This window comes from Paenarthrobacter sp. NPDC089322, from assembly GCF_040684895.1.
Classification (GTDB): Bacteria; Actinomycetota; Actinomycetes; order Actinomycetales; family Micrococcaceae; genus Arthrobacter.
This window is the reverse complement of record NZ_JBFBGW010000007.1, coordinates 120301-144205: the sequence shown is the minus strand read 5'-3', so window position 1 is coordinate 144205 and position 23905 is coordinate 120301. Positions and strand designations below refer to the sequence as shown.

Annotated in this window: 22 protein-coding genes; 16 read left to right on the top strand and 6 right to left on the bottom strand. The window is 60.9% G+C overall.

The window, feature by feature from the left end; all coding sequences use genetic code 11:
- Positions 1-11 precede the first annotated feature (11 nt).
- The 8 genes from AB0N65_RS09940 to AB0N65_RS09905 all read left to right on the top strand — a co-directional run bounded on the left by AB0N65_RS09940 (position 12) and on the right by AB0N65_RS09905 (position 9146).
- Complete coding sequence (locus tag AB0N65_RS09940; protein WP_364160621.1) at positions 12-1049, top strand: hypothetical protein; 1038 nt, start codon at positions 12-14, stop codon at positions 1047-1049.
- A gap of 49 nt (positions 1050-1098) precedes the next feature.
- Positions 1099-2628 carry a pyruvate carboxylase subunit B gene (locus tag AB0N65_RS09935; protein WP_364160619.1) on the top strand — a complete coding sequence of 510 codons (1530 nt, stop codon included), beginning with the start codon at positions 1099-1101 and terminating at the stop codon, positions 2626-2628.
- A 1-nt stretch (position 2629) separates the two neighbouring features.
- Positions 2630-3193: an acetyl-CoA carboxylase biotin carboxyl carrier protein gene (gene accB / locus AB0N65_RS09930; RefSeq protein WP_364160617.1), complete on the top strand. Its 564-nt coding sequence runs from the start codon at positions 2630-2632 to the stop codon at positions 3191-3193.
- A complete protein-coding gene (gene accC / locus AB0N65_RS09925) occupies positions 3190-4545 on the top strand; it encodes an acetyl-CoA carboxylase biotin carboxylase subunit (RefSeq protein ID WP_364160615.1) in 1356 nt (451 codons plus the stop codon). The genes accB and accC overlap by 4 nt, the downstream gene beginning before the upstream one ends.
- Positions 4542-5954 carry an aminotransferase class III-fold pyridoxal phosphate-dependent enzyme gene (locus AB0N65_RS09920; protein WP_364160613.1) on the top strand — a complete coding sequence of 471 codons (1413 nt, stop codon included), beginning with the start codon at positions 4542-4544 and terminating at the stop codon, positions 5952-5954. The genes accC and AB0N65_RS09920 overlap by 4 nt, the downstream gene beginning before the upstream one ends.
- A complete protein-coding gene (locus AB0N65_RS09915; protein ID WP_364160611.1) occupies positions 5947-6249 on the top strand; it encodes a hypothetical protein in 303 nt (100 codons plus the stop codon). Before AB0N65_RS09920 ends, AB0N65_RS09915 begins: the two co-directional genes overlap by 8 nt.
- 66 nt (positions 6250-6315) lie before the next feature.
- Positions 6316-7512, top strand: coding sequence for an acetyl-CoA C-acyltransferase (locus tag AB0N65_RS09910; RefSeq protein WP_364160609.1), 1197 nt, complete (start codon positions 6316-6318; stop codon positions 7510-7512).
- 32 nt (positions 7513-7544) lie between these two features.
- Complete coding sequence (locus tag AB0N65_RS09905) at positions 7545-9146, top strand: long-chain fatty acid--CoA ligase (protein WP_364160607.1); 1602 nt, start codon at positions 7545-7547, stop codon at positions 9144-9146.
- A 608-nt stretch (positions 9147-9754) separates the two neighbouring features.
- On the opposite strand, the gene AB0N65_RS09900 is transcribed toward AB0N65_RS09905, so the two are convergent.
- Positions 9755-10789: a DUF4192 domain-containing protein gene (locus AB0N65_RS09900; protein WP_364160605.1), complete on the bottom strand. Its 1035-nt coding sequence runs from the start codon at positions 10787-10789 to the stop codon at positions 9755-9757.
- Between the two features lie 380 nt (positions 10790-11169).
- Between AB0N65_RS09900 and AB0N65_RS09895 the strand changes: the two genes are divergently transcribed.
- Positions 11170-11385 (top strand): ribbon-helix-helix protein, CopG family, encoded by a 216-nt coding sequence (locus tag AB0N65_RS09895; RefSeq protein ID WP_364160603.1) that lies wholly within the window; start codon positions 11170-11172, stop codon positions 11383-11385.
- On the top strand, positions 11382-11750 hold the full coding sequence (locus AB0N65_RS09890; protein WP_364160601.1) for a type II toxin-antitoxin system death-on-curing family toxin: 369 nt from the start codon (positions 11382-11384) through the stop codon (positions 11748-11750). Before AB0N65_RS09895 ends, AB0N65_RS09890 begins: the two co-directional genes overlap by 4 nt.
- Positions 11751-12646: 896 nt before the next feature.
- Here AB0N65_RS09890 and AB0N65_RS09885 read toward each other — a convergent pair.
- Positions 12647-13588 (bottom strand): aromatic alcohol reductase, encoded by a 942-nt coding sequence (locus tag AB0N65_RS09885; RefSeq protein ID WP_364160599.1) that lies wholly within the window; start codon positions 13586-13588, stop codon positions 12647-12649.
- A 264-nt stretch (positions 13589-13852) separates the two neighbouring features.
- On the opposite strand from AB0N65_RS09885, the gene AB0N65_RS09880 reads away from it, so the two are divergent.
- Positions 13853-14230, top strand: a complete 378-nt coding sequence (locus AB0N65_RS09880) for a MerR family transcriptional regulator (protein ID WP_082694583.1) — start codon at positions 13853-13855, stop codon at positions 14228-14230.
- 198 nt (positions 14231-14428) lie between these two features.
- Here the strand turns inward: AB0N65_RS09880 and AB0N65_RS09875 are convergent, their stop codons facing one another.
- From AB0N65_RS09875 to AB0N65_RS09860, 4 genes are all read right to left on the bottom strand, one after another.
- Positions 14429-15208, bottom strand: a complete 780-nt coding sequence (locus tag AB0N65_RS09875) for an isocitrate lyase/phosphoenolpyruvate mutase family protein (protein WP_364160597.1) — start codon at positions 15206-15208, stop codon at positions 14429-14431.
- A gap of 548 nt (positions 15209-15756) precedes the next feature.
- Positions 15757-16596, bottom strand: coding sequence for a cyclase family protein (locus AB0N65_RS09870; protein WP_364160595.1), 840 nt, complete (start codon positions 16594-16596; stop codon positions 15757-15759).
- A 46-nt stretch (positions 16597-16642) separates the two neighbouring features.
- The gene (locus AB0N65_RS09865) at positions 16643-18289 is read right to left on the bottom strand and encodes a thiamine pyrophosphate-binding protein (RefSeq protein ID WP_364160593.1); all 1647 of its coding nucleotides are present in this window, start codon (positions 18287-18289) and stop codon (positions 16643-16645) included.
- 131 nt (positions 18290-18420) lie between these two features.
- The gene (locus tag AB0N65_RS09860; protein ID WP_364160591.1) at positions 18421-19362 is read right to left on the bottom strand and encodes a LysR substrate-binding domain-containing protein; all 942 of its coding nucleotides are present in this window, start codon (positions 19360-19362) and stop codon (positions 18421-18423) included.
- 120 nt (positions 19363-19482) lie between these two features.
- Here AB0N65_RS09860 and AB0N65_RS09855 point away from each other — a divergent pair, with 120 nt between their 5' ends.
- Genes AB0N65_RS09855 through AB0N65_RS09835 form a run of 5 tightly spaced genes read left to right on the top strand, consistent with a single transcriptional unit; the run spans position 19483 to position 23841 of the window.
- Positions 19483-20961, top strand: a complete 1479-nt coding sequence (locus AB0N65_RS09855; protein ID WP_364160589.1) for a 2-hydroxymuconic semialdehyde dehydrogenase — start codon at positions 19483-19485, stop codon at positions 20959-20961.
- A complete protein-coding gene (locus tag AB0N65_RS09850) occupies positions 20958-21746 on the top strand; it encodes a fumarylacetoacetate hydrolase family protein (protein ID WP_364160587.1) in 789 nt (262 codons plus the stop codon). The genes AB0N65_RS09855 and AB0N65_RS09850 overlap by 4 nt, the downstream gene beginning before the upstream one ends.
- Complete coding sequence (locus AB0N65_RS09845; RefSeq protein WP_364160585.1) at positions 21743-22204, top strand: RidA family protein; 462 nt, start codon at positions 21743-21745, stop codon at positions 22202-22204. The genes AB0N65_RS09850 and AB0N65_RS09845 overlap by 4 nt, the downstream gene beginning before the upstream one ends.
- The gene (locus tag AB0N65_RS09840) at positions 22201-22746 is read left to right on the top strand and encodes a 3-hydroxyanthranilate 3,4-dioxygenase (protein ID WP_364160583.1); all 546 of its coding nucleotides are present in this window, start codon (positions 22201-22203) and stop codon (positions 22744-22746) included. The genes AB0N65_RS09845 and AB0N65_RS09840 overlap by 4 nt, the downstream gene beginning before the upstream one ends.
- 39 nt (positions 22747-22785) lie before the next feature.
- Positions 22786-23841, top strand: coding sequence for an amidohydrolase family protein (locus tag AB0N65_RS09835; RefSeq protein ID WP_364160581.1), 1056 nt, complete (start codon positions 22786-22788; stop codon positions 23839-23841).
- The last annotated feature ends 64 nt before the right edge of the window (positions 23842-23905 follow it).

Here is a 23905-nt window from a genome sequence, read left to right as displayed (position 1 = left end):
AAAGGACAATCATGAACTCTACTGACGCACCACGCGTGCTGCTCGTCGGTTTGGGAGCCGTCGGCCGTGCCGTGGGAGCGCTGCTGGTCGGTGCCTCGCAATGCCGGCTGGTCGGCGCCGTCGACCCTGCAGCAGGCCCAGGTGACCTCGCCGCCGTCGTTCCCGGAACGGACCCGACTGCACGCATCGTTCCGGCCTTGGCAGATGCGCCCGATGCCGACGTCGCATTCGTCGCCACCACGTCGTTCGTCGAGGAGGTCGAACCGATCATCAACGCGCTCCTGGACCGCGGCATGGACGTGGTCACCATCTGCGAACAGCTGGGCTTCGGTTTCTTCGACCATGGTCCCGTTGCCCGGCGCATCGACGCGCGAGCCCGGGCCGCGGGCCGCACCGTCCTGGGCACCGGCTGCAACCCCGGAATCCTCCTGGACACCCTCCCAATGCTGCTCAGCAGCCTCACCACGGACGTGACCAGCGTGACGATGCGCAGGACAGCGGAGATGTCCGGGTATGGAGGCATCCTCTCGAAATTCGGCTTCGGGCTCACGGCCACACAGTTTGCCGCCCAGCTGAATGACGGCGGGGTGATCGGGCACGTGGGCTTCCGGGAGTCCGTCGCCGCCCTGAGTGACGGCCTGGGCTGGAGCCTCGACAAGATCGTCGTCGATGAGCCGGAACCCGTCCTCTTCACCGAGCACCCGCGCACAACCCCTCACCTCACCCTTGAGGCTGGAACGATCGCGGTGCTCCGGCACGCAGCGAGGGGACTCGTCGATGGCCGGGTGGTGGTTGATGCAGTCATCGACTTCGGAATTTTCGAGACTGCGGACGCCTTCCCCGAGGGCGACAGCTGGAGGATCGAGAGTGGATTCCAAACATTGCAGTTCTCCAGCAGTCGCATCGATAGTTATGCCTCCACCGTCGCTGTCGCCGCGAACGTCATCCCATCGCTTCCGGGCCTCCCGCCCGGGCTCCTGACAATGGCGGACCTTCCGCCGAGGAGGTTCTCGGCGAAGGCCGGCTCGCCGCACCTTGCCACACGCTGACCCGAAACCCGCACACCCCACCAACACACCAGCAAAGGAGCTGAGGCACATGCCGGAGAACTCCTCCGTCAACATCGCGGAAGTCATGAGCCGCGGCGGACGCCCCCCACACAGTCGCCGTGAAGTGAAAATCATCGACACCACGCTGCGCGACGGCCACCAGAGCCTTTGGGCGACGCGTATGCGCACGACGCACATGATCGAGATGATCGAGGAATTCGACGCTGCCGGGTTCGAGCACGTGGACTTGATGGCGCCCATCCAATTCGATGTCGCCGTCCGGTACCTGAAGGAAGACCCGTGGGAGCGGGTCCGGCTGATGCACAGGCATGCGCCCAACACGACCTTCAGGGCATTGATCCGCTCCAAGAACCTGGCAAGCTTCGATTTCCTGCCCGACGACGTCATTGAGGCGTGGGTTGATCGCCTTGTAGCCAACGGTTTCAGGGAGATCGGTGCGTTCGACGGGCTCAACGACGTCGACAATATCTCCGCCGCACTGCTCCGGGCCAAGCAGCTGGGCGCAGAGACCTTCGGTGCAGTGTCCTTCTGCGAGTCGCCGGTGCACACCGACGATCTGTTCGTCGCCAAAGCGAAGGAACTGATCGAAAAAGCCGGCGTGGACCGGATCATGCTCAAGGACGCCGGCGGACTCCTTACTCCGGACCGGGTACGCACCCTGGTTCCGGCGTTGCGGGCTGTCATCGGCACCAGGCCGCTGGAAGTGCACACCCACAGCCTGACGGGCCTCGCGCCCCTGGTCTGCCTGGAAGCAGTGGAACTCGGAGCCGACTCCATCCACACCTCCATCGCGCCGCTCGCCTCGGGCAACGGTCAGCCCTCCACCCAAGGCACCGTGAGGGATCTGCGGGCGCTTGGTTACACGGTGAACGTCGACGACGAACGCGTCGCGGCGATCAGCCGGAAGCTTTCCCGCATCGCCGAAGACGAAGGTAAACCCGTGGGCGTACCGCACGAATACACCGGCATGCACTACATGCATCAAACACCGGGCGGGATGCTGTCAAACTTCCAGTCACAGCTCGAGGCAGCCGGCCTCTCCGATCGTTTCGATGAACTCATGCAGGAAGTCGCCCGGGTTCGGGCCGAACTGGCCTATCCGATCATGATCACCCCCTTCGCCCAGCACGTAGGGACGCAGGCGGTCATGAACGTCATGAGCGGCGAGCGCTACCGGGTGGTCCCCAACGAGGTCAAGAAATACGCCTTAGGTTACTACGGCAAGCCGTTGGCGTCCCTCGAACCTGCTGCACTGGAGAAAATCCTGGCCAATGGATCCTCCAACATCGCAGAAACACCGGAACCGCTGGCACCCATGCTTCCGTCCCTCCGGCGGCGCTACCCGGACGAAAACATGGACCTGTGGCTGCTCCGGGCACAGTTCGCAGGAACACAGGTGGACGAGATGAAGAAGGTCATGTCAGAGGAAAGCGCCACCGCGGGTCATCCGACTCCAACGCTGGACCTCATCACCACCCTCTACAACAGCACCCGGACCGGCCGACAGGCACTTAAAAGCGGCGATCTGCTGATCACCCTGGAAAAAGGAGAGAATTAACATGGCCAACAGCCTGCCCGACATGAAAGAACTCAAGGCGATTGTCGACTGGGTGAACCTTGCCGAAGACGTCCGGGAATTGTCGCTCAAGTTCGGCGACGTCGAACTGTACGTATCGCGAATCCGCCACACCACCGGCCCCGTACAGGAAGCATCGGCGTCCACTAACGGCCACCGCAGCGCTCCTCCGGCACCTGCACCCGCGGCTGCCGCGCCCTCGAGTCCAACCACGGCGCCGGAGTCCGCAACACAGGAGACAAAGACCGCACCTGCCGATGGGGAGCCAAAAGCAGCGAACGACGCCGGACAACTCGCCGATAATGAGGTACTGATCACCGCTCCCATGCTTGGCACCTTTTATGCTTCACCCCAACCAGGTGCGCCTGCCTTCGTATCCATTGGCGACACCGTGGCTCCGAACAGCGTCTTGGGCATCGTCGAAGTCATGAAGCTCATGAACAACATCGAAGCAGGCGTCGAGGGCACCGTGGCCCGCGTGCTGGTGGAGAACGAATCGATGGTCGAATACGGCCAACCCCTGATCGTGATCCGGAAAACAGCATGACGCTCTCCAGTGTGCTGATCGCCAACCGCGGCGAAATTGCCCTCCGAGTGATCCGCGCCTGCAAGGAACTCGGGATCCGCAGCATCATCGCGCATTCGGAAGCCGACCGGGACTCCCTTCCAGTTAGGCTTGCCGACCAGTCAGTCTGCATAGGTCCTGCACCGGCCAAGCTCAGCTACCGCCACGCCGATGCACTGATTGCCGCGGCACAGGGGAGCGGTGCGGACGCGATCCACCCGGGGTACGGGTTCCTGTCGGAGAACGCCGACTTCGTAGCACTCTGCGAGACCGAAGGCGTGGGTTTCGTTGGACCATCTGCAGAGGTCATACGCCGCATGGGGGACAAGATCGAAGCTAAGAAAATTGCCAGACGTGCAGGAGTGCCCACCGTCCCCGGCTCCGATGGGGCCATTGCCGATCACGACGAGGCCTTTCGGGTGGCAGAAGAAGTCGGCTTCCCGTTGCTGATCAAAGCTGCGGCCGGTGGTGGAGGCCGCGGCCTGCGCGTCGTGAAGGCTGCCGAGACCCTTGCCGGTGACCTCGCGGAAATCATGGCCGAAGCCGAAGTCGCCTTCGGAGACCCCTCCGTCTACATCGAGCGCTATCTCACAGACATCCGCCACATCGAGATCCAGGTGGTCTCGGACGGCACAACCACCTTGCACCTGGGCGAACGGGACTGCACTGTGCAGCGTCGCAACCAGAAACTCGTCGAAGAAGCGCCTTCTCCGGTCATCGATCGCGAAAAACGGGAAGGCCTGGCGAAGGCAGCCGTAGCACTCTGCGAAGAAGTTGGGTACACCAACGCCGGAACGGTGGAGTTCGTTTTCGACAACGCAACCGGCGAGTACTACTTCATTGAGATGAATACACGTATCCAGGTTGAGCATCCGGTGTCCGAAATGGTGACGGGGATGGACCTGATCAAGCTGCAGCTGCAAATTGCCGGCGGCGGAAAAATCGGCGTCAAACAAGAGGACGTCCGGATACGGGGCCATGCGATCGAATGCCGCATCAACGCAGAAGACGCTGAGCGCAATTTCGCGCCAAACCCCGGAACCATCCGCGAGCTCCGGGCACCTGGAGGATTCGGCGTCCGGCTGGATACGCATATCGAGAGCGGATCGACCATCCCTCCCTTCTACGATTCCATGATCGGCAAGCTCATCTGCTGGGGGCAGGACCGGGATGAAGCGATTGCGCGGACGCTGCGGGCTTTGGATGAGTTCACGATCGAGGGCGTGGTGACCACCGCTGCCTTTCACCGCGAAGTCCTGAACACAGAGACGTTCAGGAGCGGCACATTCAACACAGGCTTCATTGCCGAATACATGGAGGACCTTCGTTCATGAGCTCCACAAACCAGCTCGTCGTACCGGATGCGGGCCGGACGCTGCCGCCGCTCCCGGCATTGCCGCAGTCAAGGCATCTCGCCACGCAGATTCCTGGCCCGTGCTCGCAGGCAATGATGGTTGAGCGACGTGCCCAGGTATCCAACGGTTTCGGCGCACAACTGCCGGTTTTCATCGACCGGGCCGATGGCGGCATCCTGCTTGACGTCGACGGGAACCGCATCGTCGACCTCGCCTCAGGCTTGGGACCCACCGCGCTTGGAGCCTCGAATGGACGCGTGCGGGAACGTTTGCAGGCCCAATTGGATCGCTTCACCCATACCTGCTTTATGACCACCGAGTACCAGAGCTACGTGGAAGTTTGTCGTTGGTTGAACGAACACGCTCCTGGCAGTGCGGAAAAGCGTACCGCCTTGTTCTCCACCGGAGCCGAAGCGAACGAGAACGCCGTGAAGATCGCACGCTACTTCACTGGAAGGTCCAAGATCCTTGCCTTTGAAGGCGCCTACCACGGCCGGACCCACATGACGATGTCCTTGACCTCCAAAGCACACCCCTACAAGACCGGATTCGGGCCATTCTCGAACGACGTCATGCATGTGCCGGTACCGACGTCGTCACGTGGTGCAGCCGATGCCCTCGAGCGTTCACTGGACCGTGTGCGGGGGGCCCTGTGGGAGAACGACCCGGCCACCTTCGCGGCGATGATCATCGAACCGATCCTCGGCGAAGCCGGCTGCCTGATACCGCAGGAGGGCTTTCTTGCCGGTCTGCGGGAGATTGCCGACGAGCATGGCATCCTCCTGATTGCCGACGAGGTCCAGAGCGGCATGGGGCGCACCGGACGCATCTGGGCCATCGAGCACGAAGACGTGGTTCCCGATCTCCTGGTCGCGGCGAAGGCCCTCGCCAACGGTATGCCGTTGAGTTCGGTGACCGGCGCCGCCGGGATCATGAATGCCGTGCACCCAGCCGGCCTGGGCGGAACCTATGCCGGGAACCCGCTCTCCTGCGAAGCCGCCCTTGCCGTGTTCGAGCAGCTGGACTCCGAAAGAGTCCTCGACAAGGCAACAGAACTGGGTCGAATCGCCGTCGACATGCTGCGCCCGCTCGTGGGTGCAGGTCACGGCGTCATCGACGTACGAGTCCGTGGGGCCATGATCGGTATTGAATTCGGCGACGACGACACATTGGAGTCCGCGTCCCGGCGCGCCAAGGCAGTCTCAGCGTATTGCCACGCAAACGGAGTGTTGGCATTGACGAATGGCGTTCACGAAAACGTCATACGGTTGCTTCCCCCGATCGTGATCGAGCCAGCCCTGTTCCGGGACGGCTTGCAGGTCATCATCGACGGAATCCAGGAGACTGCGCTGAACGTCTGTGAGGCGAAAGCCGACGCCGGTGGGTGATGAGCACAGGCCTGCCAATGATGAGGCTGGTGCCTTGAACGTCGCCGATTCGTACATCGAGCGGGGGACAGTGGCTTGGGAGGAATTGCTCGGCCACGAAGTGCATGTCCTCCAAGACGGCAGGGTCATCCGGACCGGTTTCGTCGATGCGGTAACTGTCGGCGCGGACGGGCTCTGGATCGCAGCTGAAGGGGTCGAAGCTCGCGCATTCTATGAAAAGGCGCGTGGCCATGTAGTACTGCCAACAACCCAACAGCCTGTGCCGATCGTCCACTACGCCGCCTCATTTGTCTAATCCACACCGCGGCCAAGGCGCAACTCGGTCTCGCCGCACACCCTCGAACCATCCGAAAGGCTCCAGATGTCTACAGATACCCCGGTCCCCGTCATTCTTGGTGGCGCGCGCACTCCCTTCGGCCGTTTCCGCGGAGGACTTTCCTCCCTTTCGGCCAGCGAACTGGGATCCCATGCCATAGTTGCCGCTTTAGAGCGGACAGGCGTTGAGACCGAGGAGATCAGTGCCGTCATTGTCGGCCAGGTGATCCAGGCCGGTGCAGGTCAGGGGCCAGCCCGTCAAGCCGCGCTGGGTGCGGGAATTGGCTGGAACGTCCCCACCGTCACGGTGAACAAACTCTGCTTGTCCGGCCTGACGGCGGTGATCGACGCGGCCCGGATGATCAAGACGGGAGAGGCGGATTTCGTGGTGGCCGTCGGCCAGGAGTCCATGACCAACGCCCCACATCTGGCCATGGGGCTTCGAAAGGGTGTAGCCATTGGTGAGACGCCATTGGTTGACTCGTTGTACTACGACGGACTGCAGGACCCGTTTAGCGGCGACTTGATGGGTACCGCAACTGATGCCGGCAACCCAGGACGCAGCATCAGCCGTGAAGAACAAGACCAGGTGGCAGCACGTTCCCACCAGCGGGCAGAGCAAGCGCGCGCCACAGGCCTCTTCGCCGACGAAATTGCCCCCGTCACCATCGCCGAGCGGAAGGGCCCCGCAATCGTGCTGGACGCCGACGAGGGCATCCTTCCACAAACGACGCCGGAGGTTCTGTCACAGCTCAAACCCGCCTTCTCTGCGTCGGAGGACGCCACAATTACTGCCGGTTCCTCCTCCCCGCTTTCGGATGGGGCGGCGGCGCTGGTTATCGCCAGCAAGGTCGTTGCGGAAGCGGCCGGCCTGGAGTGGATTGCCGAAATCGGCGCCCACGGCCAGACTGCCGGCCCGGACGGTGCTCTACACTCGCAGCCATCCCTCGCCATCGAGCAGGCTCTTAAGCGTGAAGGCCTGACGATCGAGGACGTTAACCTGGTGGAGATCAACGAGGCTTTCGCGTCCGTGGTTATTCAGTCTGCCAGGGACCTTGGCATCGGTACTGACCGTATCAACACCGAAGGCGGTGCTATCGCGCTCGGTCACCCCGTCGGCGCTTCAGGGGCGCGCTTGGTCCTCCACCAAGCTTTGGCGCTCCAGCGTCGCGGCGGCGGAACCGGCGTCGTAGGACTATGCGGTGGTGGCGGGCAGGGCGATGCCTTGATCCTCAAAGCCTGAACCGACCGGAAAATCCAGCAAGGACATCACACATGACGAACACGCCAAGCAACGTCGCTTTCGGCACCATCAACGTCGCGGCCATCCTGGCCGAGTCGGCGGCCCGCAGCCCCGAAGCCGTCGCGCTTATTGTCAACGGGGAAGAGACCACCTACGGAAGCTTGTGGAAGCAGACCCGGGCTTATGCCGGAGCGCTGAGTGCCCGCGGTATCGGACCGGGCGACCGGGTCGCCGTCCTGATTCCAAACGTGGCTGACTTCGCCCGTGCCTACTACGCCATCCTCGCGCTCGGTGGGATCGTCGTACCGCTTCACGCGCTCCTGAAGGCGACGGAAATCGAGCTTGTACTGCGCGACAGCGGCGCGCAGTTGCTGATCTGCGCTGCGCCGCTGCTGGAAGAAGGCGCCGCTGGGGCCGCGAGGGCGGAAATCGACGTCGTGAGCGTTATGGCTCCCGGCAGCACCGGAGAGCCTCCACGACTGGAGGCCGAAGCCGCCACTGTCAGCCCGATTGCGAGCTATGTGCTGTGCAGGCCCGAGGACACAGCAACCATCCTCTACACCTCTGGAACGACGGGTAAGGCCAAGGGCTCCCTCGGCACGCATTTTGCCCTGATGGAGCAAGTTCATGTTCTTCTGACCGGCACGTTCGATGTCCGGGCCGGCGACAAGGTCTTTGGAGGTCTCCCGCTCTTCCATACCTTCGGACAGACCTGTGTCCTCAACGCCGGACTGCGGGCCGGCGCAACAATCGTCTTGTGCCCCCGGTTCACCGGAGAGGCCGCGTTGGAACTTCTTCACGAACACAAAGTCGACGTATTTTTCGGGGTACCGACGATGTACGCGGCCCTGCTGGAAGCTGCCAAGACCAATCCCGCCCGTTCAGGACGCCTGCGGTACGGGATCTCCGGTGGAGCCTCGCTTCCCCTGGCTGTGCTGGAGCAGTTCCGAGAGGTGTTTGGCGTGGAAATTCACGAGGGTTACGGACTCACTGAAACCTCGCCCGTGGCCAGCTTCAACCATGTCGGGATCAAACCCCGGCCGGGTACCATCGGCACACCTATCTGGGGCGTGGACATCTCAATTGCACGGCCCGAGGTGTCCGACAGCATCGAGCTGCTCCCAACGGGTGAGCTCGGAGAGCTGGTCATCCGAGGGCACAACCTATTCAAGGGCTACCTCAACCACCCGGAAGACACGGCCGAAGCGGTCGTCGATGGATGGTTCCGCACAGGAGACCTGGGCACAAAAGACTCAGACGGGTACCTTCGCATCCTCGACCGCAAAAAGGACATGATCATCCGCAATGGCTACAACGTCTACCCCCGTGAAATTGAGGAAGTCCTGAGCCAACACCAGGACGTGCTCAGCGTTGCTGTCTTCGGCATTCCCCACGAGACCCATGGGCAGGAGATAGCCGCCGCGGTCATCGCGGCACCCGGAACAACCCCGACATCCGAGGAATTGACTGCCTACGCCAAGGCCCGGCTCGCCGCCTACAAATACCCGCGGATCATCACAATGATGCCCGAGCTGCCATTGGGGCCCAGCGGAAAAGTTCTGAAGCGTGAGCTCACTGCCCTCCACATGAACAACTCCGGTGCCGCCGCCTTCAATCCGGGAGGCGGAAACTAGGGCAGTGCATCCTGCACTCAACGCTTTTGAAGTTGGTGCGCCCTGTCGTTCCCACCGAGGTTCATCTGAAGCGAATATGGAAATAGCCCGACGATCCAGCTTCTTCTGGACCGTCGAATCAATCACGAAGCAAGCTCCGTTGAGTTTGCGTGTAACCCCAACTTGGGCTGAGGCCCTTGAGGTACCTGGCCCCGTCTTACACGACATGGCGAGGCCAACAAACTTGGAGACCAGAGGAGAAGAATCATGGGACACGCATCCGATACCCGTCTCGACGCAGCAACTGAGACGGCTTTCGTCGCAGGTTGCCTGTCTTCTCCAACCATTTTCCCGCCCTTGACCGTGATGGTGAACCCAACTGAGCAGAAACCAGCCGCAGCTCGGGCGAAGTTACGGCAGCGAATATGAGCTCTGACAAGGAGTAACTCCCCAGATTTTGTGGGCGGTAGTGCCACCGTGTTTCCCGGAGACTGAGAACCGTTAGGCCAGTAGAGATGTCCATCGCGTACCCGATGCCCGGCTATGGCGCAAGAGCCCGTAAAAGCCCATGGGGGTTGAATGGAAACGCTGTTTTAAACTCGATCCTCGCAACCGCAAGCGTTCTAAGGTCACGGCATTTCCAGGTTGTTCCGGTAGGCGGTGCTTTTGTTGGTGTTCCAGCCTGCGATGATGCCGGCTCCGAGCATGTGGTCGGTGAGGCGTGCGAAGCGGTAGCCGGGGTCTGTGTCGAGTGCGAGTTGGAGGTCTTGGTGGGCTTTGGATCCTCTGCCTTCCCACCAGTTGATGTAGCCGATGGTGGTGAGGATGGGTGCTGCGTGTTCTGGGGCTGTGAGGGTGTAGGTGTGGGTGAGGAGTTGTTTGGCCCATTCGATCCGTGACCAGTTAGGTGCCTGGGTTGTTTGGGCGAAGAGGATGTGTTCGGGTGGTTCGTTGATGCCGGGGATGTCGGCCATGAGCCGGTCGCGGATATGCGGGACCTGGAAGTACGCGATGAGCTTCAGGACGTCCTGGTCGGTGGGGTAGTCCTTGGTGGCGAGCATCCCGGTCCAAAGCTCGTGCGCATCGTGGAGCGCTGTCGCTGGTGGTCCGTTGAGGATGGTTCCCTTGTGATGTTCGACGGCGGTCGCGTGCTCTGCCTTGTCCGTCGCCGCCGGGAGGGTCACTTGGTTCGTGGGTTCGATTATGCTCCCGCGGTAGATGAATTCTGCGTTGATTTGGGAGTACTCGGTGCTGCTGAGGGGGACGGCGATGTCGGGCCCGGGTGGGGTGTCGTAGGGGGAGTAGGTGGTGTTGGTGACGTAGATTCCGTCGCGGATGATTATGCCTTCCCTCGCGAGGACTCCGGTGAGGGCTGCGATAGTCGCCCGGTGCGGCCTGGATTCTCCTGGTTCCGGAGCATCTGTGGTGTAGAGGGCGAAAACGATACCGTTGGCTCGCTCGTCGGAGGTGAGGTACGCGGCGACGGTTTGAGCGAAGTGGATTTCGTGGCCTGATTGTTTGGGTAGGTCGATGCGGAGGGTGGCGCCGACTTTGTCGTTGTTGAGGGTGATGCAGACAAGGCTTTCCGTTGGCCAGAAGCCGAGGGTGTGGCCGATGAAGCTGAGCAGGTCGGCGGGGTCCTTGATGGTGAGGGCGTTCATCATGTCTCCTCTTGCGTTCGGGCTGTTGTTGACGGGGCCCAGTCTGCTGAGGCTCCAGACATCCATGGACGCTGGACGGGACCTTCACCATGACCGGACTGCGCCGACTTTGGGGATCGAGCGCGCGAGACGCTGGTTGCGCCCACGTCGCGGACGCAGCGAAACCATGGAGCTGTAGCGCAGTCGTCGGGGCCGCTAGGACGCATTCGCTGCCCCGATGAGTGCAGAAGGTTGCCAGCGAAGGCCGTTGCTCTGCCTCCGATCCTGACCGGACAGGCGGGATCGGAGTGGGGGAGGATTCGAACATATGCGCCGTTATCGGTTTCACTTGCCTCGGTGGAGGAAGTCTTAGTCCCGGCCCGCTGGGGTACCGTTTTGGTACCATGGGCTTCATGGCTATGAATCTTCGAGTCCCTGAGGACCTTGATCGACGGCTGGAAAAGTTGGCTGCCGAAGAACACACGTCCAAGTCCGCACTCCTATTGCAGGGGGCCGAGTTGGTTCTGCAGCGGCACACGCGCCGGCGTGAAATCAGTGAGGGCCTTGATTTTGTGATGAGTCATGATGCTGAGCTGCTCACTCGCCTCGAGGACGCGTGACCGCCTATCTGGACATTGAGGATGCACTCCAAGTTATTGATCGCTACGGCTTCCATATCCGCGACGTCGGCTTGTTGGCGTCGGCATTGGCCAGGCCCGCGACAACGGTCATGGGGGCTGACGCTTATCCGGAACTAGCGGTGAAGGCGGCTGCCTTACTTGAGTCGGTCGCGCGGTTCCATCCACTCCTTGATGGGAACAAGCGGACTGCTTGGACGCTCATGGTGCTGTTGTTGTGGATCAACGGCTACCGTCATGACTTCTCAACTGACGAGGGCTTCGGACTGGTCGTCGGGGTCGCCGCTGGGGACGTTGAACTACGGGACTCGGCCGCTGTGATCTCGAATCATTTGGTGCCGCGTTAACTCGGCCTTCCCCTAAGAGGAAGTGTGGACAATGTCCACACTTCTAGCTCCGGACTGGCCCGTACTCCAGCCGGACTGGCCCGGATTCCGTATGTTTCCGCGGGATCCCAGCAATGACAAGGCCGGGAATCGCGTTCGAGTCCCACCTCGGGCACAGCATAACCCCTCGTCAGAGGGGTTTTTGCGTTTAAGTGTGGACAAATGTTGACAAGTCCCTCTGATTTGTTGTCCCGGATGGTGCCTGGCCGCCGGGTGCGGCCTGTTCAGTTCTGGGCGGGGGAGCGGGTTCAGTGTCCTGGCCTGTGGGCGCTCCGCTGGCTCTGGGCTGGGGTCATCCAAGCTCCCTGTTTCGGTTCTGTCCGGTAGGTCTGGAGTGGCCTACACATCTTCATGGAGAGGAAGACTGAGCGCAGCATGACTTCCAGTCTCTGGGTCAAAGTTCTTGATCTTGGCGCGTTTCTGGAGCTCAGAGCCCTGACTGAGTGCGAGCCTAGTCAGGCCAAAAGGGGGTGTGGACATTGTCACCGCCTAAACTTTCGTAGGAGCCCTACGTCCAGAACTGCCCGCAGCCATCTTTGTTGAAGTACATCGGCCTTGAACGCTAGAAGCTGAATAAGTCGAGTTGGCTCAGTGGCCCGCACTGCAGGGTCACGACATCGTTTCGGGTGAATTGGTATGAAAAATCCCACGACGTCGACATAGCTCAGGTCGCGCAGTTGATGGCCGCGACAACTCGCTCCGCGAGTCGGATGGCAGACAACCAGCGGAAGTTCGGATCCCACAGGCCCTGCAAACTGAGCGAATTGGTGCGAACTGTTTGCCCCGGGTCTGGGCCGCCCCGTCAGGGCAGCCCAGACCCGGGGCAAGGGGCAGCATCTGCCAGTCCCTCTGTCCTGTCAGGCTGCGATGTTGTCCCTGATCCACTCGGTCAGGCTGGTGACTGGAATTGAGTGCCTCGCGTTGAAGGTGTCGTCCTTAGGCCAGGCCACTCCTCGGCCCTGGGCAAAGACGGCGCGGTATTTTCGTGTCATGTTGTCCGAGTCATTGGTCAGCTCGTCCAGTAGGAAAGGCACTGTCCATTCCACAACTCGGAACGGACGGTTAAGCACGGCTTCCAGGGTTTCGGCCAACTCGCGGTAAGTGATGGTGTCGCCGGCAAGGTAGACGATCTCATTGCGTATACGTGGTTCAGCAAAGAGGATCTCAGCGGTGAGGACGCCGATGTCTTCGGGGGTCGTTACGGTGACAGCTGTATCCAGGCTGCCCAAGGCGTTGACAGTGTCGTTAGGGAGATCGACCATCCCGGATCCCGGCTCGAAAAGGTAGTTCATGAACATTCCGGTGGAGATGATCACCCACTCGGTCTCGTTCTGGGACCTGAGCAGATCCCGCACGTCCAGCTGCGAGTCGAAGATGTCCTGGGGGCTTCCCCGACCGATTACGTCGAAATCAACGCCGAATTGCCAAGGGAAGTATCGCGGGAGTTTCGCTTGAAGAGCGGCCTGCGCAACCTTCATAGGCGTCTCAAGTCCGGCGGTGATGCCCGTGCAGCCGATCACGGTGTCGTAGTTCGCGAAGATCGAGGCAAGTTCATCGACCGTGTTCTTGACCAGGTCGCCCTGGACAATCCTTACGCCCAGGTTTCGGATCTCGGCGAGATCGCGCTGCTTATCCGGGGCAGCGGATTCGATAGCATTCGCCCGCAGGAGCACACTGACAGTTGAGCCGTTCACGTCTCTCGCCCGCCGTGCCACATTGCGAAGCACGGGCATGCCAAGTTCTCCCGCTCCGATGATGAGGATGTCCCGCGAGCGGGCGGACGGAATTTCGTTTGTCATTAGCGCAGAGTCCTTACTTGATTCGTGTTCCCAGCTTTTGCTGATGTGGAGCGCCGAACGCCGGCAGTGTGTCGACGTTGACGTCGTGTTCAAGAGGTCAGGCTCGAGCGCTCCACTCCTGGGCGAGAGGCGGTCATGTCTTTCACCCAAGTGACCGCACAGGATCCGTTTGGGAACAGACCTGTCGACGGGCACGAATGCCAGCGTAGACTTTGACATTAGTGTCAAGGTCAAGTCGACGATCGAAGTGAAGAGGTACAGACGGTGAAAATCGGTGAGGTTGGCAAGGAACTGGGCGTCCAAACTCGAATGCTCCGCTACTACGAGCAACAGGGGCTCATCCAGGCATCCCGTTCGACCAACGGGTACCGCGAGTACTCTGACGAGCAGATCGAGCATGCCCGCCACGTCCGGGCTCTGATAGCGGCCGGCCTGTCGACGAGGATGATCAAGATCGTGCTGAATATCGAAACTCCAGCAACCCAAGGTCAATCCACTGTAGGCAATCGAGCTCTGGCGGAGGAGCTTGCTCAAGAACTGCGCGTCGTGGAAAACAGAATCGTCTGCCTGGAGAAGAGCCGTGATGCTGTCATTGACTACCTTCAGCGGACAAATCACGCAGATCTACTGACAACGACGTGACCTTCCACGTGCCACTTTGCTTCGTTTAGTTAGATCACAACCACCAGTGGCCACGAACGCACAATGTCCTTGCAGCACGTCTTTTGAGGGGTTGCTCAATCGGGAGTGCGATGCCGTCAGCCGCGTGGTGGAAGCTTTCGAGATGCGATCCGGCCCCCTGACCGGTCCCGCCCGTGACGCAGGACCGGTTGGTTTGGTTTAGTTCAGGGCCGGGGTGTCCTTGGGGATGACGCCGGAACCGTAGAGATCGGCGGCGAGATCCTGAAGGGCGCGCAAGGCGACCCGCTGGGGAAAGGGACCGTAGGAAACACGGGCAACACCCAGTTCCTGGAGCTCGGCCGCGGGAAGCGCTCCGGGCGCGCCAATCACGGACAATTTGCCGTGTCCGAGGCCCGCGACGAGTGACTCAATAACGTCGCGTGTCAGGGCACCAGGGACAAAGACCAACGCCGCGCCTGCATCAAGGAAGGCGCGACCACGAGCAATAGCGTCCTCAACGCTGTCCTTGATCGGGCGGTCCCCGCCCTTCGCGATGGCGTCGGTGCGCGCGTTGAGCTGGAACGGGATGCCTTCGCCATTCGCGGCGTCGACGATCGCCTTCACCCGGGCGACAGCTTCATTGAAAGGACGCAAACGGTCTTCGACATTGGCGCCCACGACGCCGATGCCAATCGCCCGGCGGATAGTTTCCGCTGGGTCTTCATACCCGTCGTCGAGGTCCGCAGTGACCGGAAGTTCAACCGCGCTGACGATCCTCTTCACGCCCTCCAGCGCGACATCCAGGGGCATGGTTCCATCGGCGTAGCCATACGCCGCTGCAATCGAGTGCCCGGCGGTGGCAATGGCCTTGGTTTCGGGCACGGCTGCAACGGTCGAGGCGCTGATGGCGTCCCATACGTTGACTACACTCAGGATTTCCGGTGCCTCATGCAGAGCCTTCAATTTCTCTGCCCGGGCGTTGATATTGTGTTCGGTCATGGTTGTCCTTCCGTGGTCATGGTGAGGATCACTCGCCCGTCTCAGCCTAGACGCGATGGCGCCTTTACGTGACAAGGCGATAGGCGGGTTCGGGTCTTAGTTGGGGGGTCCGTAATGAGGGTCGAAAGGGCCGTCGCAGGTGAACCTGCTTCAGCCCGGAAAGGTATCTCTCGGGCTCACGCACCCACCACCTAACCTTGTACGGTGTGGCCGACACGCCGCTGGGGCCGTTCTCGCCATCTGGGCGGGTAAAGATTCTCAGCGGTCATCCGATATCGAAGCTCGCCGACGAGCTGGCCCGGTTCGAGCCAAACCTCGTAGTTGTCCGCGGCCAGGAATAGTTCACGCCCGTAAGGCCCGTCCGCTGCCACCCAGATCATGCTTGAATCGGGCATTACGGCTTCCACCGTTCCCGCGCGGACCAACGCTCCCCGCTGCCTTATCTCTATGGGGACCCCGTCCAAGCGGTGCCACTCAGATGCGGGATACTGCATCATCGAATTGCCCTGTCATGGAGCCCGCCGGTGCCTTCCGCATGGATCAAGAGATCACTCTCCTTCGATTGGGCTGTCCGTGGCAGTGGATCCGGACCCGGGCGCTTCAACGAACGCCAGAACACGGGCTGGACTCGCCGTTCCGCCGACGATGGGTAAGGGCGTGACGACGATGAAAGCGCCTGCTGCCGGTAACTGGTGGAGGTTCTTAAGTGATGTAACCCCGTATTTGTCGTTTCCGAGAAGGAAATGATGCATGGGGAAAGGCGGCTCCAAGCTGAAGCCTGCACCGGCGTCGATCCCAACGGTTTCGACACCAAAGCCGGCAATGTCGGTCTCCTCAGCGAGCCAGCGCGCGCATTCTGCAGAGACGCCGGGTGTATGCGGACCCGACTCATCAGCATTGAGGAAGAGAGCTTCGTTGTCTCCGAAAGCATCCCATCCTGTGCGGTAAAGCAACCACGCACCCTTGGGTAACTTGCCGTACCGGGCCTCCCAAGCCTCGACGTGGCGGACCTCAAGCAGGAAATCGGGATCTGCGGCGGCTTCAGCGGACGCATCGATCAGAACGGCGGGGCCGACGAGTTTTTCGGGTGGCAGTTGCGAAATGTCCCGTCCTTCCCTCCCACTGACCCAGTGGATGGGCGCGTCAACGTGAGTGCCAAAATGTTCGCCCACATGAATGTTGTTGTGCGCCCACATCGGTCCGCGTTCGTCGTATGCCGCGACCTCTTCGAGCCTGAGATCAATGACATTGGATAGAGGTGCCGGCAAGCGCAGGGCCGGAGTCTCAGGGGTCAAGGGCGTTGTCAGGTCAACGACGCGGATGCTCCCCTGGGCAAGGCCTTCAATCAGGTTGGCCAGCAGATCCGGCTTTGGCGTTGTATTGGTCATATTAGTGATGTCTGCGTGGTCAAAGTGGTGCCCTTTCTCGATGGCCCTAGTGGCCCTTGAATGCTTCCTCAAGCCACCAGGACGCGAAGCTGACGGTCTTTGCATCGATGAGGAGCGGCTTGTTACGGCTTCCCTCGAGCCACTCACGCACCGGCTCCAAATCCTCGAGGTTCCGCACGGTCTGAGCTGCAAAGCCGTAACCGCGCGCGATGGCTGCGAAGTCAGTGTCGGGAAAGGTAATAAGCCCCAGTGCGTCATCGTCCTCGCCGAAGTGGTGTACTTCCGCTCCGTAAGCAGAGTCGTTGTAGACGATGACCACCAGCGGGATACCCAGCCTCACAACGGACTCCATCTCCGCTGCGGCCATCAGGGCGCCGCCGTCACCGGTGCCGAGAACCGGGAGCCTGTCCGGCTGTGCGTATGCTGCCCCGATTGCACTGGCCAGACCGAGACCCACACATTGGAAGGCCTGGCTGAAGACGAGCCCGTTCTCATCAGGAATATCAAGGAAGGCACTGGGATATCCGAGGAAATTGCCAGAATCGACGGCCACTACCCGTTCCTTATCGAGCATCCCGTCCAAAGCAATGGTGAAGGTCCGGGGATCGATGCGCTCTCCATCGCCCCGGTCCTCGTAAGGGACGTCCTGCCATCGTCCTTCGGACTTGATGGCTTGTGCGATCTCTTCAGTTCGGTAGCCAACACGGGAGAAACCGCGGCTGCGGAGCTCTCTGGCTGCGGCCGCTGCCGTAAGCCCTGCGTCGCCCAAAACGCCGAAGTCGACGGGCCGGTGCTTGCCGGGCGCCAGTGGATCAACGTCTACCTGCACCACTGTGGTGGCCGGGCCAATGAGTTCGCCGTGACGCATGGTCCACATGTTCAATGCAGAACCAAAGGAGATGATGAGGTCGGAGTCCTGGATGGTACGAGCCGCCAGCGGTGTACTGAAGCCACCGGAAATGTCCAGATAGAACGGATCGTCATTGAACAGCCCGCGGGCGACCGCCGAGGTTGCCAAAAGGGCCCCCGAAACCTCCGCAAGATCGCGTAGCTGAGGCCCGGCACCGCGCCCTCCTCGGCCGGCAATGATGACGGGTCGATTCGACCGCTCGATGAGGTCGGCCAAGTGGCTAATGTCTTCGGTAACTGGTTCGGCCACCGTTAAAAGGGCGGCCCCGCTGGCAACTGAGGCAGCATACTCTTCAGTGGTTTCGGAGTTTTGAATGTCCAAGGGGAGATTGACCAGCACAGGAATGCGGCGAGTTACTGCTGTCCTGTAAGCAAGGGCAACGTCCCGGGCGGCAGTCTCTCTGGAGATACGGAAGCTCGCGGCTCCCACGGATTCAACGAGATGGCTCTGCTCGATGCGGAAATTGGAATGAATAGCCGAAGACGCAACTTCGGCGGCGAGAATCAGCATTGGTGTGCCGGATTTCGCGGCTTCCGCGATGCCGGTGATGGCATTTGTCAGCCCGCATCCCTGATGCAAGGAGATTACAGGGACTGAGCTGCCGACTCGCCCGAAGGCGTCCGCCATCGATGCGGCACCGCCCTCGTGACGCGCGGCCACGTATGTAGCACCGCGGGCAATGAGGGCCTTGGTCACGTCATAGTTGCCGCTGCCGACAACACCAAAGACCTGGCGGACACCAAGCCCTATCAGCGTTTCGGCCACTTTTTCAAAAACACGCATCTGATTGGTACCTCTGGTTCTGATTGCTGAAAGCTCTATACGAAAATGCTCCCTGCGACGGGCTCGTCTGGCTAATGCCTATTTCAGGCGGAAAGTCTGAATAAGGCATAGCTGCTGAAGAGGTCCCGCCATCAGGAGGCCGAAAGGGTCTTCCGGATTTCGACAGCTACTTGTTCAAAACAGCGCAGCATCAACACCACTGCCGGGCTCGGCAGCCTGTCCTGCAAAGTGGTCACGCCAACCGTTTGACTGATGCCTTTGATTCTCGCTCCGACAATGCGAAGTAGCGGATCACTGGTCCCGATAGTGCGTGGCTGAAGCGCAAGAAAGTCCGTCTCTGCGACGATGGCACGAAGCGTCACGGTAGAGGAGCAATCTACCTGCTGTTCGGGAAGTTCCAGGCGCTCACGGGCAAAGGCGCTCTCGAGTTCCCCGCGCAGTGCCGTCTGCGCTACCGGCATGACCCAGGGGTAGTTCCGCAATTGGTTCAAGGCGGTCTCCCCCCGTTCAAAAACAGGATGACCATGTCTTGCCACGACCTCGAAGGGCTCATGGTACAGCGCCGCCTGCTGCAATTCAGGAACGTCAGGATGCGGGGTTAGGCGCCCAACGACTATGTCGATTTCGCCCGCAACCAGTCCGTTGGTCAACCGGTCAGGAGTCGCTTCGTGGACGTGAACGCTGACATGTGGCCTTTGTTGCTTTAGCCGCGCAATCGCTTTGGGTAGCAGCAGGTTGCCTCCGGCGACATACGTGCCGATGGTCACTGAACCGGCGCTGGCGTCCGCCAGCTCTGCTATGTGCTGGGTCGCTTGCTGGAGGTGGCCGACCACTGCCCGTGCGTGACTGATGAAGACTTCGGCAAATGGTGTGGGACGGACCCCGCGGGCGCCCCTTTCAAAAAGAGGCGCCCCAAGGGCATCCTCAACTTCGCGCAAACCGCGGCTGACCGCGGGCTGCGTGATGTACAAGTGCCTGGCCGCGCTGACGATGGTCCCGTGATCGGCGATAGCTAAGACCAAGACCAGGTGACGGATCTTCAGGGGGCCATTCAGTAGGGTTCTGATGTCCATGTCGACGATGATATGCCCATATGGACATGGCTTGCACCCGAAAAGGCATTCGACGGGCATGGTTTGCGTCCAGCACACTGGTGATACAACCCACACCGACGATCCGGGAGAGCATCCATTATGGCGATACCTACCCTGCGTAACTTCGTCGGCGGAGCCTTCCTCGACGCCGCCGACAAGACTTTTGAAAAGATCAGCCCCGTTGACGGCAGCGTGGTCGCCCACGTTGCTGAGGCAGACCGCGGCACTATCGACATGGCGGTCAAGGCCGGTCGGAGCGCACTGCAGGGCCGCTGGGGGAGTTCCACAGTCAATGAACGCGCGGCCCTGCTGCGGCGTATCGCGGATTGCATCGAAGCACGATTCGACGAACTGCTCGCCGCCGAAATCGCCGATACCGGCAAACCGGAAGCACTTGCCAGGGACCTCGACGTAGCCCGTGCAGCAGCCAACTTCCGCGCGTTTGCAGACATCATCGCCGCCGAAGGCCTGGACTCCTTCCTCACCGAACTTCCCGACGGCCGACGGGCCCTGAATTACGCTTTGCGCCGACCGCTGGGCGTAGTCGCCGTAGTAGTGCCGTGGAACCTGCCTCTGTTGCTGTTGACCTGGAAAGTGGCTCCCGCAATCGCCTGCGGCAACGTGGTGATCGTCAAGCCATCGGAGGAAACGCCGTCGTCCGCGACCCTCCTGGCTGAGATCATGGCCGAGGCCGGCGTGCCGGATGGCGTTTTCAACCTGGTCCATGGCTTTGGTCCAGGATCGGCTGGCGAATTCCTCACCACGCATGAAGGCATCGACGGAATCACCTTCACAGGGGAGTCATCCACAGGCTCGGCCATCATGCACGCGGCAGCGTCCAACGTCCGCCCGGTCTCTTTTGAACTCGGCGGTAAGAATGCTGCACTCGTTTTCGCAGACGCGGACCTCGAAGCTGCTGTGGACGGGCTCACCCGGTCAATCTTCACCAACACCGGGCAAGTCTGTCTCTGCACCGAGCGAGTCTACGTCCAGCGTCCTATCTTTGACGATGTCGTAGCTGGACTTGCTGAGCGCGCCAGAGGCTTGACGCTAGGTCAGCCCATGGATCCCCGGACCACCACCGGACCACTGATCTCCCTTACTCACAGGCAAAAAGTTCTTTCATACCTCGAACGCGCTCAACAGCTGGGCGGTGAGGCGATCGTGGGTGGTGGAATCCCCAATCTGGGCCACGAACTCAGTGGTGGCGCTTGGATTGAGCCGACACTCTGGACCGGGCTCAGCCACGACGCACCCGTGATGCGCGAAGAAGTCTTCGGCCCCGTTGCAGGCCTGATTCCCTTCGACGACGAGGAAGAGGCCGTGCGCCTGGCCAACGACACAAAGTACGGCCTGGCTGCTGCTGTTTGGACCACCAACCTGGAGAGAGGACACCGGGTTGCTGGCCGCATGAACACCGGAATTACATGGGTCAACACCTGGTTCCTACGCGACCTGCGCTCACCCTTCGGCGGAGCCGGACTGTCCGGTATCGGCCGCGAAGGCGGAACCCACTCCCTCCACTTTTATACCCAACCCAGCAACGTGTGCGTAAACCTGGGCGAGGCAACACGATGACCGCAACCCACCCAGCCCCACCAATCAGCGAGATAGCGCGCAGACTCGATCAGGCCGAACGTAAAGGTATCGCCATAAGTCAATTCGGCGACCTGCTGTCGCTCGAAGCTGCCTATGAGGTACAAGCCGAATTGCGGGACCTTCGCTTGGCGCGGGGAGAGCACCTTACAGGCGCGAAGCTGGGGTTCACCAGCGAGGCGAAGATGGCGCAGATGGGCGTCAAGGAAGTGATCGTTGGATTCCTCACCTCGACCATGGAAGTGCCCAACGGCGATCGGCTTCGGCTTGACGGGTCCGTTCACCCACGCGTTGAACCCGAAGTCGCCTTCCGCTTCGGCCAGGCCGTTCCGCCAGATGCATCGGAGGAACAGATCATTGCAAGCGTGGACGCAGTGGCACCCGCGCTTGAGATCATCGATTCGCGTTATCGCAACTTCTCGTTCAGTCTCGCTGACGTCGTCGCCGACAATACCTCGGCCAGTCGCTACGTCCTGGGCGAGTGGACTACCTTTTCGGACGATCTTGCCGGTCGGACGGTAACTCTGCTTGTCGACGGATCCATCACCGAGACAGGGACCACTTCGGCTATCCTCGGTGACCCCCTGAACGCTCTGCGGGAGTTTGCCCGGATGTACCGCCGCCACGGAGTCGGACTCCCCGCCGGTGCAGTACTGCTGGCAGGTGCAGCCACAGCTGCGGTTCCACTCTCTCCAGGGTCCACCGTCACTGCCATCGTCGCCGGCATCGGCAGCGTTGAACTGGAGACGGCAGGAGCTGACTCATGAGCGGGGCGAAACTCATAGGGGACATGGCAAAGCCCCGTGGCCGCTTTCCCCACGTCAAGACTGCCGGTGACGTGATCTACGTCTCCGGGACAAGCAGCAGACGACCGGACAACACCTTCGTTGGTGTTGAAGCAGATGAACTGGGCACCACGAACCTCGACATTCGTGCGCAGACCCAAGCGGTCATCGAGAACATTGGACGCATTCTCCAAAGCGTCGGCGCCTCTCTCGACGATGTCGTTCAAGTCACTGCTTTCCTCGTCAACATGAATGACTTTGGCGGCTACAACGAAGTGTACGGACAGTATTTCGACGAGGACGGTCCCGCCCGCACCACCGTCGCCGTCCACCAGCTTCCACATCCACACCTTCTTATCGAAATCCAGGCGATAGCCCACAGGAGGCAACCGCCGACAACATCCACACAACAACTGGAACAACAAGGAGCAGGACAATGACCACAAGCACCAACAAAACAAGCATCCTTCCCGTTTTCAACTTCCAGCAGTGGCTGGCCGAAAACGAGGCCTCATTGAAGCCGCCGGTAAATAACAAAGCAATGTGGACCCAAGTCGATGACTTCATCGTCCAGGTGGTCGGCGGCCCGAACCAGCGCACCGATTTCCACGTCGATCCCTACGAGGAGTGGTTCTACCAGGTAAAGGGCAACATGCACGTCAACGTTGTCACGGACGAAGGCATCAAGCGGGTAGACGTCCGGGAGGGCGAGATGTGGCTGCTCTCGGGCAACATCCCCCACTCACCCCAGCGACCCGAAGCCGGCTCCATCGGCATCGTGATCGAGCGCATCCGGGAGGAAGGAACCACGGAGAAGTTCCAGTGGTACTGCCTCGAGTGTTCCGACCTCATCCATGAGGTCGAACTCCAGGTCCGGGACATCGTGGAAGACCTGCCGCCCGTATTCGAACAATTCTACGCGAGCGACGTTTCCGCGCGCACCTGCAAGAACTGCGGGGCTATCCACCCCGGCCGGGGCTAAGCAACCCCTCCGGAAAACGCATCTAAGGAAAAGATCCCTGTGACCAACCTTTCACCAACCATCGACATCCACACCCACTACGTGCCGAACGGGTGGCCCGACCTTGCCCAGGAAACTGGTGCAAACGGGCCTTGGCCGTGGCTGCGCAGCGATTCGGAACGGGAAGCGATGCTCATGCTGGGCTCCGCTGAATTCCGGCCCCTCCGCTCGAATGCCTGGGCCGCGGAAGAGCGGCTCGCCGCCATGGATGCGGACGGTGTGGACGTACAGGTTGTCTCACCTACCCCTGTGTTCTTCTCCTACGCCCGAGATCCAAAAGAAGCGGTGAAAGTGAGCCGGATCTTCAATGATCTGGCGTTGGAGGTTTGTGATCCAGCACAACAGCGCTTAATCCCCTTTTGTCAGGTGCCGCTGCAGGACACGGATGCTGCGTGCCGTGAACTTGACCGGTCACTGGAGAACGGCCACGTGGGCGTTGAAATCGGCAACCACGTGGGGGACCGCGATCTGGACGATGAAGGTATCATCACCTTCCTGCAACACTGCGCCGACCGGAACGCCGCTGTTTTTGTGCACCCTTGGGACATGCCCACTTCACCCCGGCTCGATCGATGGATGGCACGCTGGTTGGTGGGCATGCCCGGGGAAACACACCTGTCCATACTGTCGCTCATCCTCGGTGGTGGCTTCGATAGACTTCCCGCCCACCTACGCCTGTGCTTTGCACACGGCGGTGGCTCCTTTCCCTACTGGGTAGGGCGCATGGACAACGCCTGGCACCAGCGCCCGGACCTCATTGCCACATCCGAGTTTCCACCATCGCACTACCTCAACCGGTTCAGCGTGGACTCAGTAGTTTTCAATGACGCCTCCTTGCGGCTACTCACCGACGTGATGGGAAGCGAGCACATCATGCTGGGATCCGATTTCCCCTACCCCTTGGGCGAAAGGCCCGCGGGAAACCTCATCAGAAAGTCTGCCTTCTTGACTCAAGAACAACAGAGTCAAATCCTGAGCAGTAACGCACAAAAATTTCTCGGGATGGACGTCGACGCTGACGTCCAGATCTTCAACGAAACTCCGGCCAGTGCTTGATGGCTGACCCGAAGGATCCCCAATGTCGCGGATCTTCGCCCCTTACCCCCCCTTTTCCCAGGAG

Coding starts and splice junctions, on each gene's coding strand:
- AB0N65_RS09875 (WP_364160597.1), bottom strand. CDS start 15,208: ATGACCGAACACAATATCAACGCCCGGGCAGAGAAATTGAAGGCTCTG.
- AB0N65_RS09940 (WP_364160621.1), top strand. CDS start 12: ATGAACTCTACTGACGCACCACGCGTGCTGCTCGTCGGTTTGGGAGCC.
- AB0N65_RS09905 (WP_364160607.1), top strand. CDS start 7,545: ATGACGAACACGCCAAGCAACGTCGCTTTCGGCACCATCAACGTCGCG.
- AB0N65_RS09935 (WP_364160619.1), top strand. CDS start 1,099: ATGCCGGAGAACTCCTCCGTCAACATCGCGGAAGTCATGAGCCGCGGC.
- AB0N65_RS09850 (WP_364160587.1), top strand. CDS start 20,958: ATGACCGCAACCCACCCAGCCCCACCAATCAGCGAGATAGCGCGCAGA.
- AB0N65_RS09900 (WP_364160605.1), bottom strand. CDS start 10,789: ATGATGAACGCCCTCACCATCAAGGACCCCGCCGACCTGCTCAGCTTC.
- AB0N65_RS09865 (WP_364160593.1), bottom strand. CDS start 18,289: ATGCGTGTTTTTGAAAAAGTGGCCGAAACGCTGATAGGGCTTGGTGTC.
- AB0N65_RS09870 (WP_364160595.1), bottom strand. CDS start 16,596: ATGACCAATACAACGCCAAAGCCGGATCTGCTGGCCAACCTGATTGAA.
- AB0N65_RS09895 (WP_364160603.1), top strand. CDS start 11,170: ATGGGCTTCATGGCTATGAATCTTCGAGTCCCTGAGGACCTTGATCGA.
- AB0N65_RS09860 (WP_364160591.1), bottom strand. CDS start 19,362: ATGGACATCAGAACCCTACTGAATGGCCCCCTGAAGATCCGTCACCTG.
- AB0N65_RS09910 (WP_364160609.1), top strand. CDS start 6,316: ATGTCTACAGATACCCCGGTCCCCGTCATTCTTGGTGGCGCGCGCACT.
- AB0N65_RS09845 (WP_364160585.1), top strand. CDS start 21,743: ATGAGCGGGGCGAAACTCATAGGGGACATGGCAAAGCCCCGTGGCCGC.
- accC (WP_364160615.1), top strand. CDS start 3,190: ATGACGCTCTCCAGTGTGCTGATCGCCAACCGCGGCGAAATTGCCCTC.
- AB0N65_RS09920 (WP_364160613.1), top strand. CDS start 4,542: ATGAGCTCCACAAACCAGCTCGTCGTACCGGATGCGGGCCGGACGCTG.
- AB0N65_RS09885 (WP_364160599.1), bottom strand. CDS start 13,588: ATGACAAACGAAATTCCGTCCGCCCGCTCGCGGGACATCCTCATCATC.
- AB0N65_RS09855 (WP_364160589.1), top strand. CDS start 19,483: ATGGCGATACCTACCCTGCGTAACTTCGTCGGCGGAGCCTTCCTCGAC.
- AB0N65_RS09840 (WP_364160583.1), top strand. CDS start 22,201: ATGACCACAAGCACCAACAAAACAAGCATCCTTCCCGTTTTCAACTTC.
- accB (WP_364160617.1), top strand. CDS start 2,630: ATGGCCAACAGCCTGCCCGACATGAAAGAACTCAAGGCGATTGTCGAC.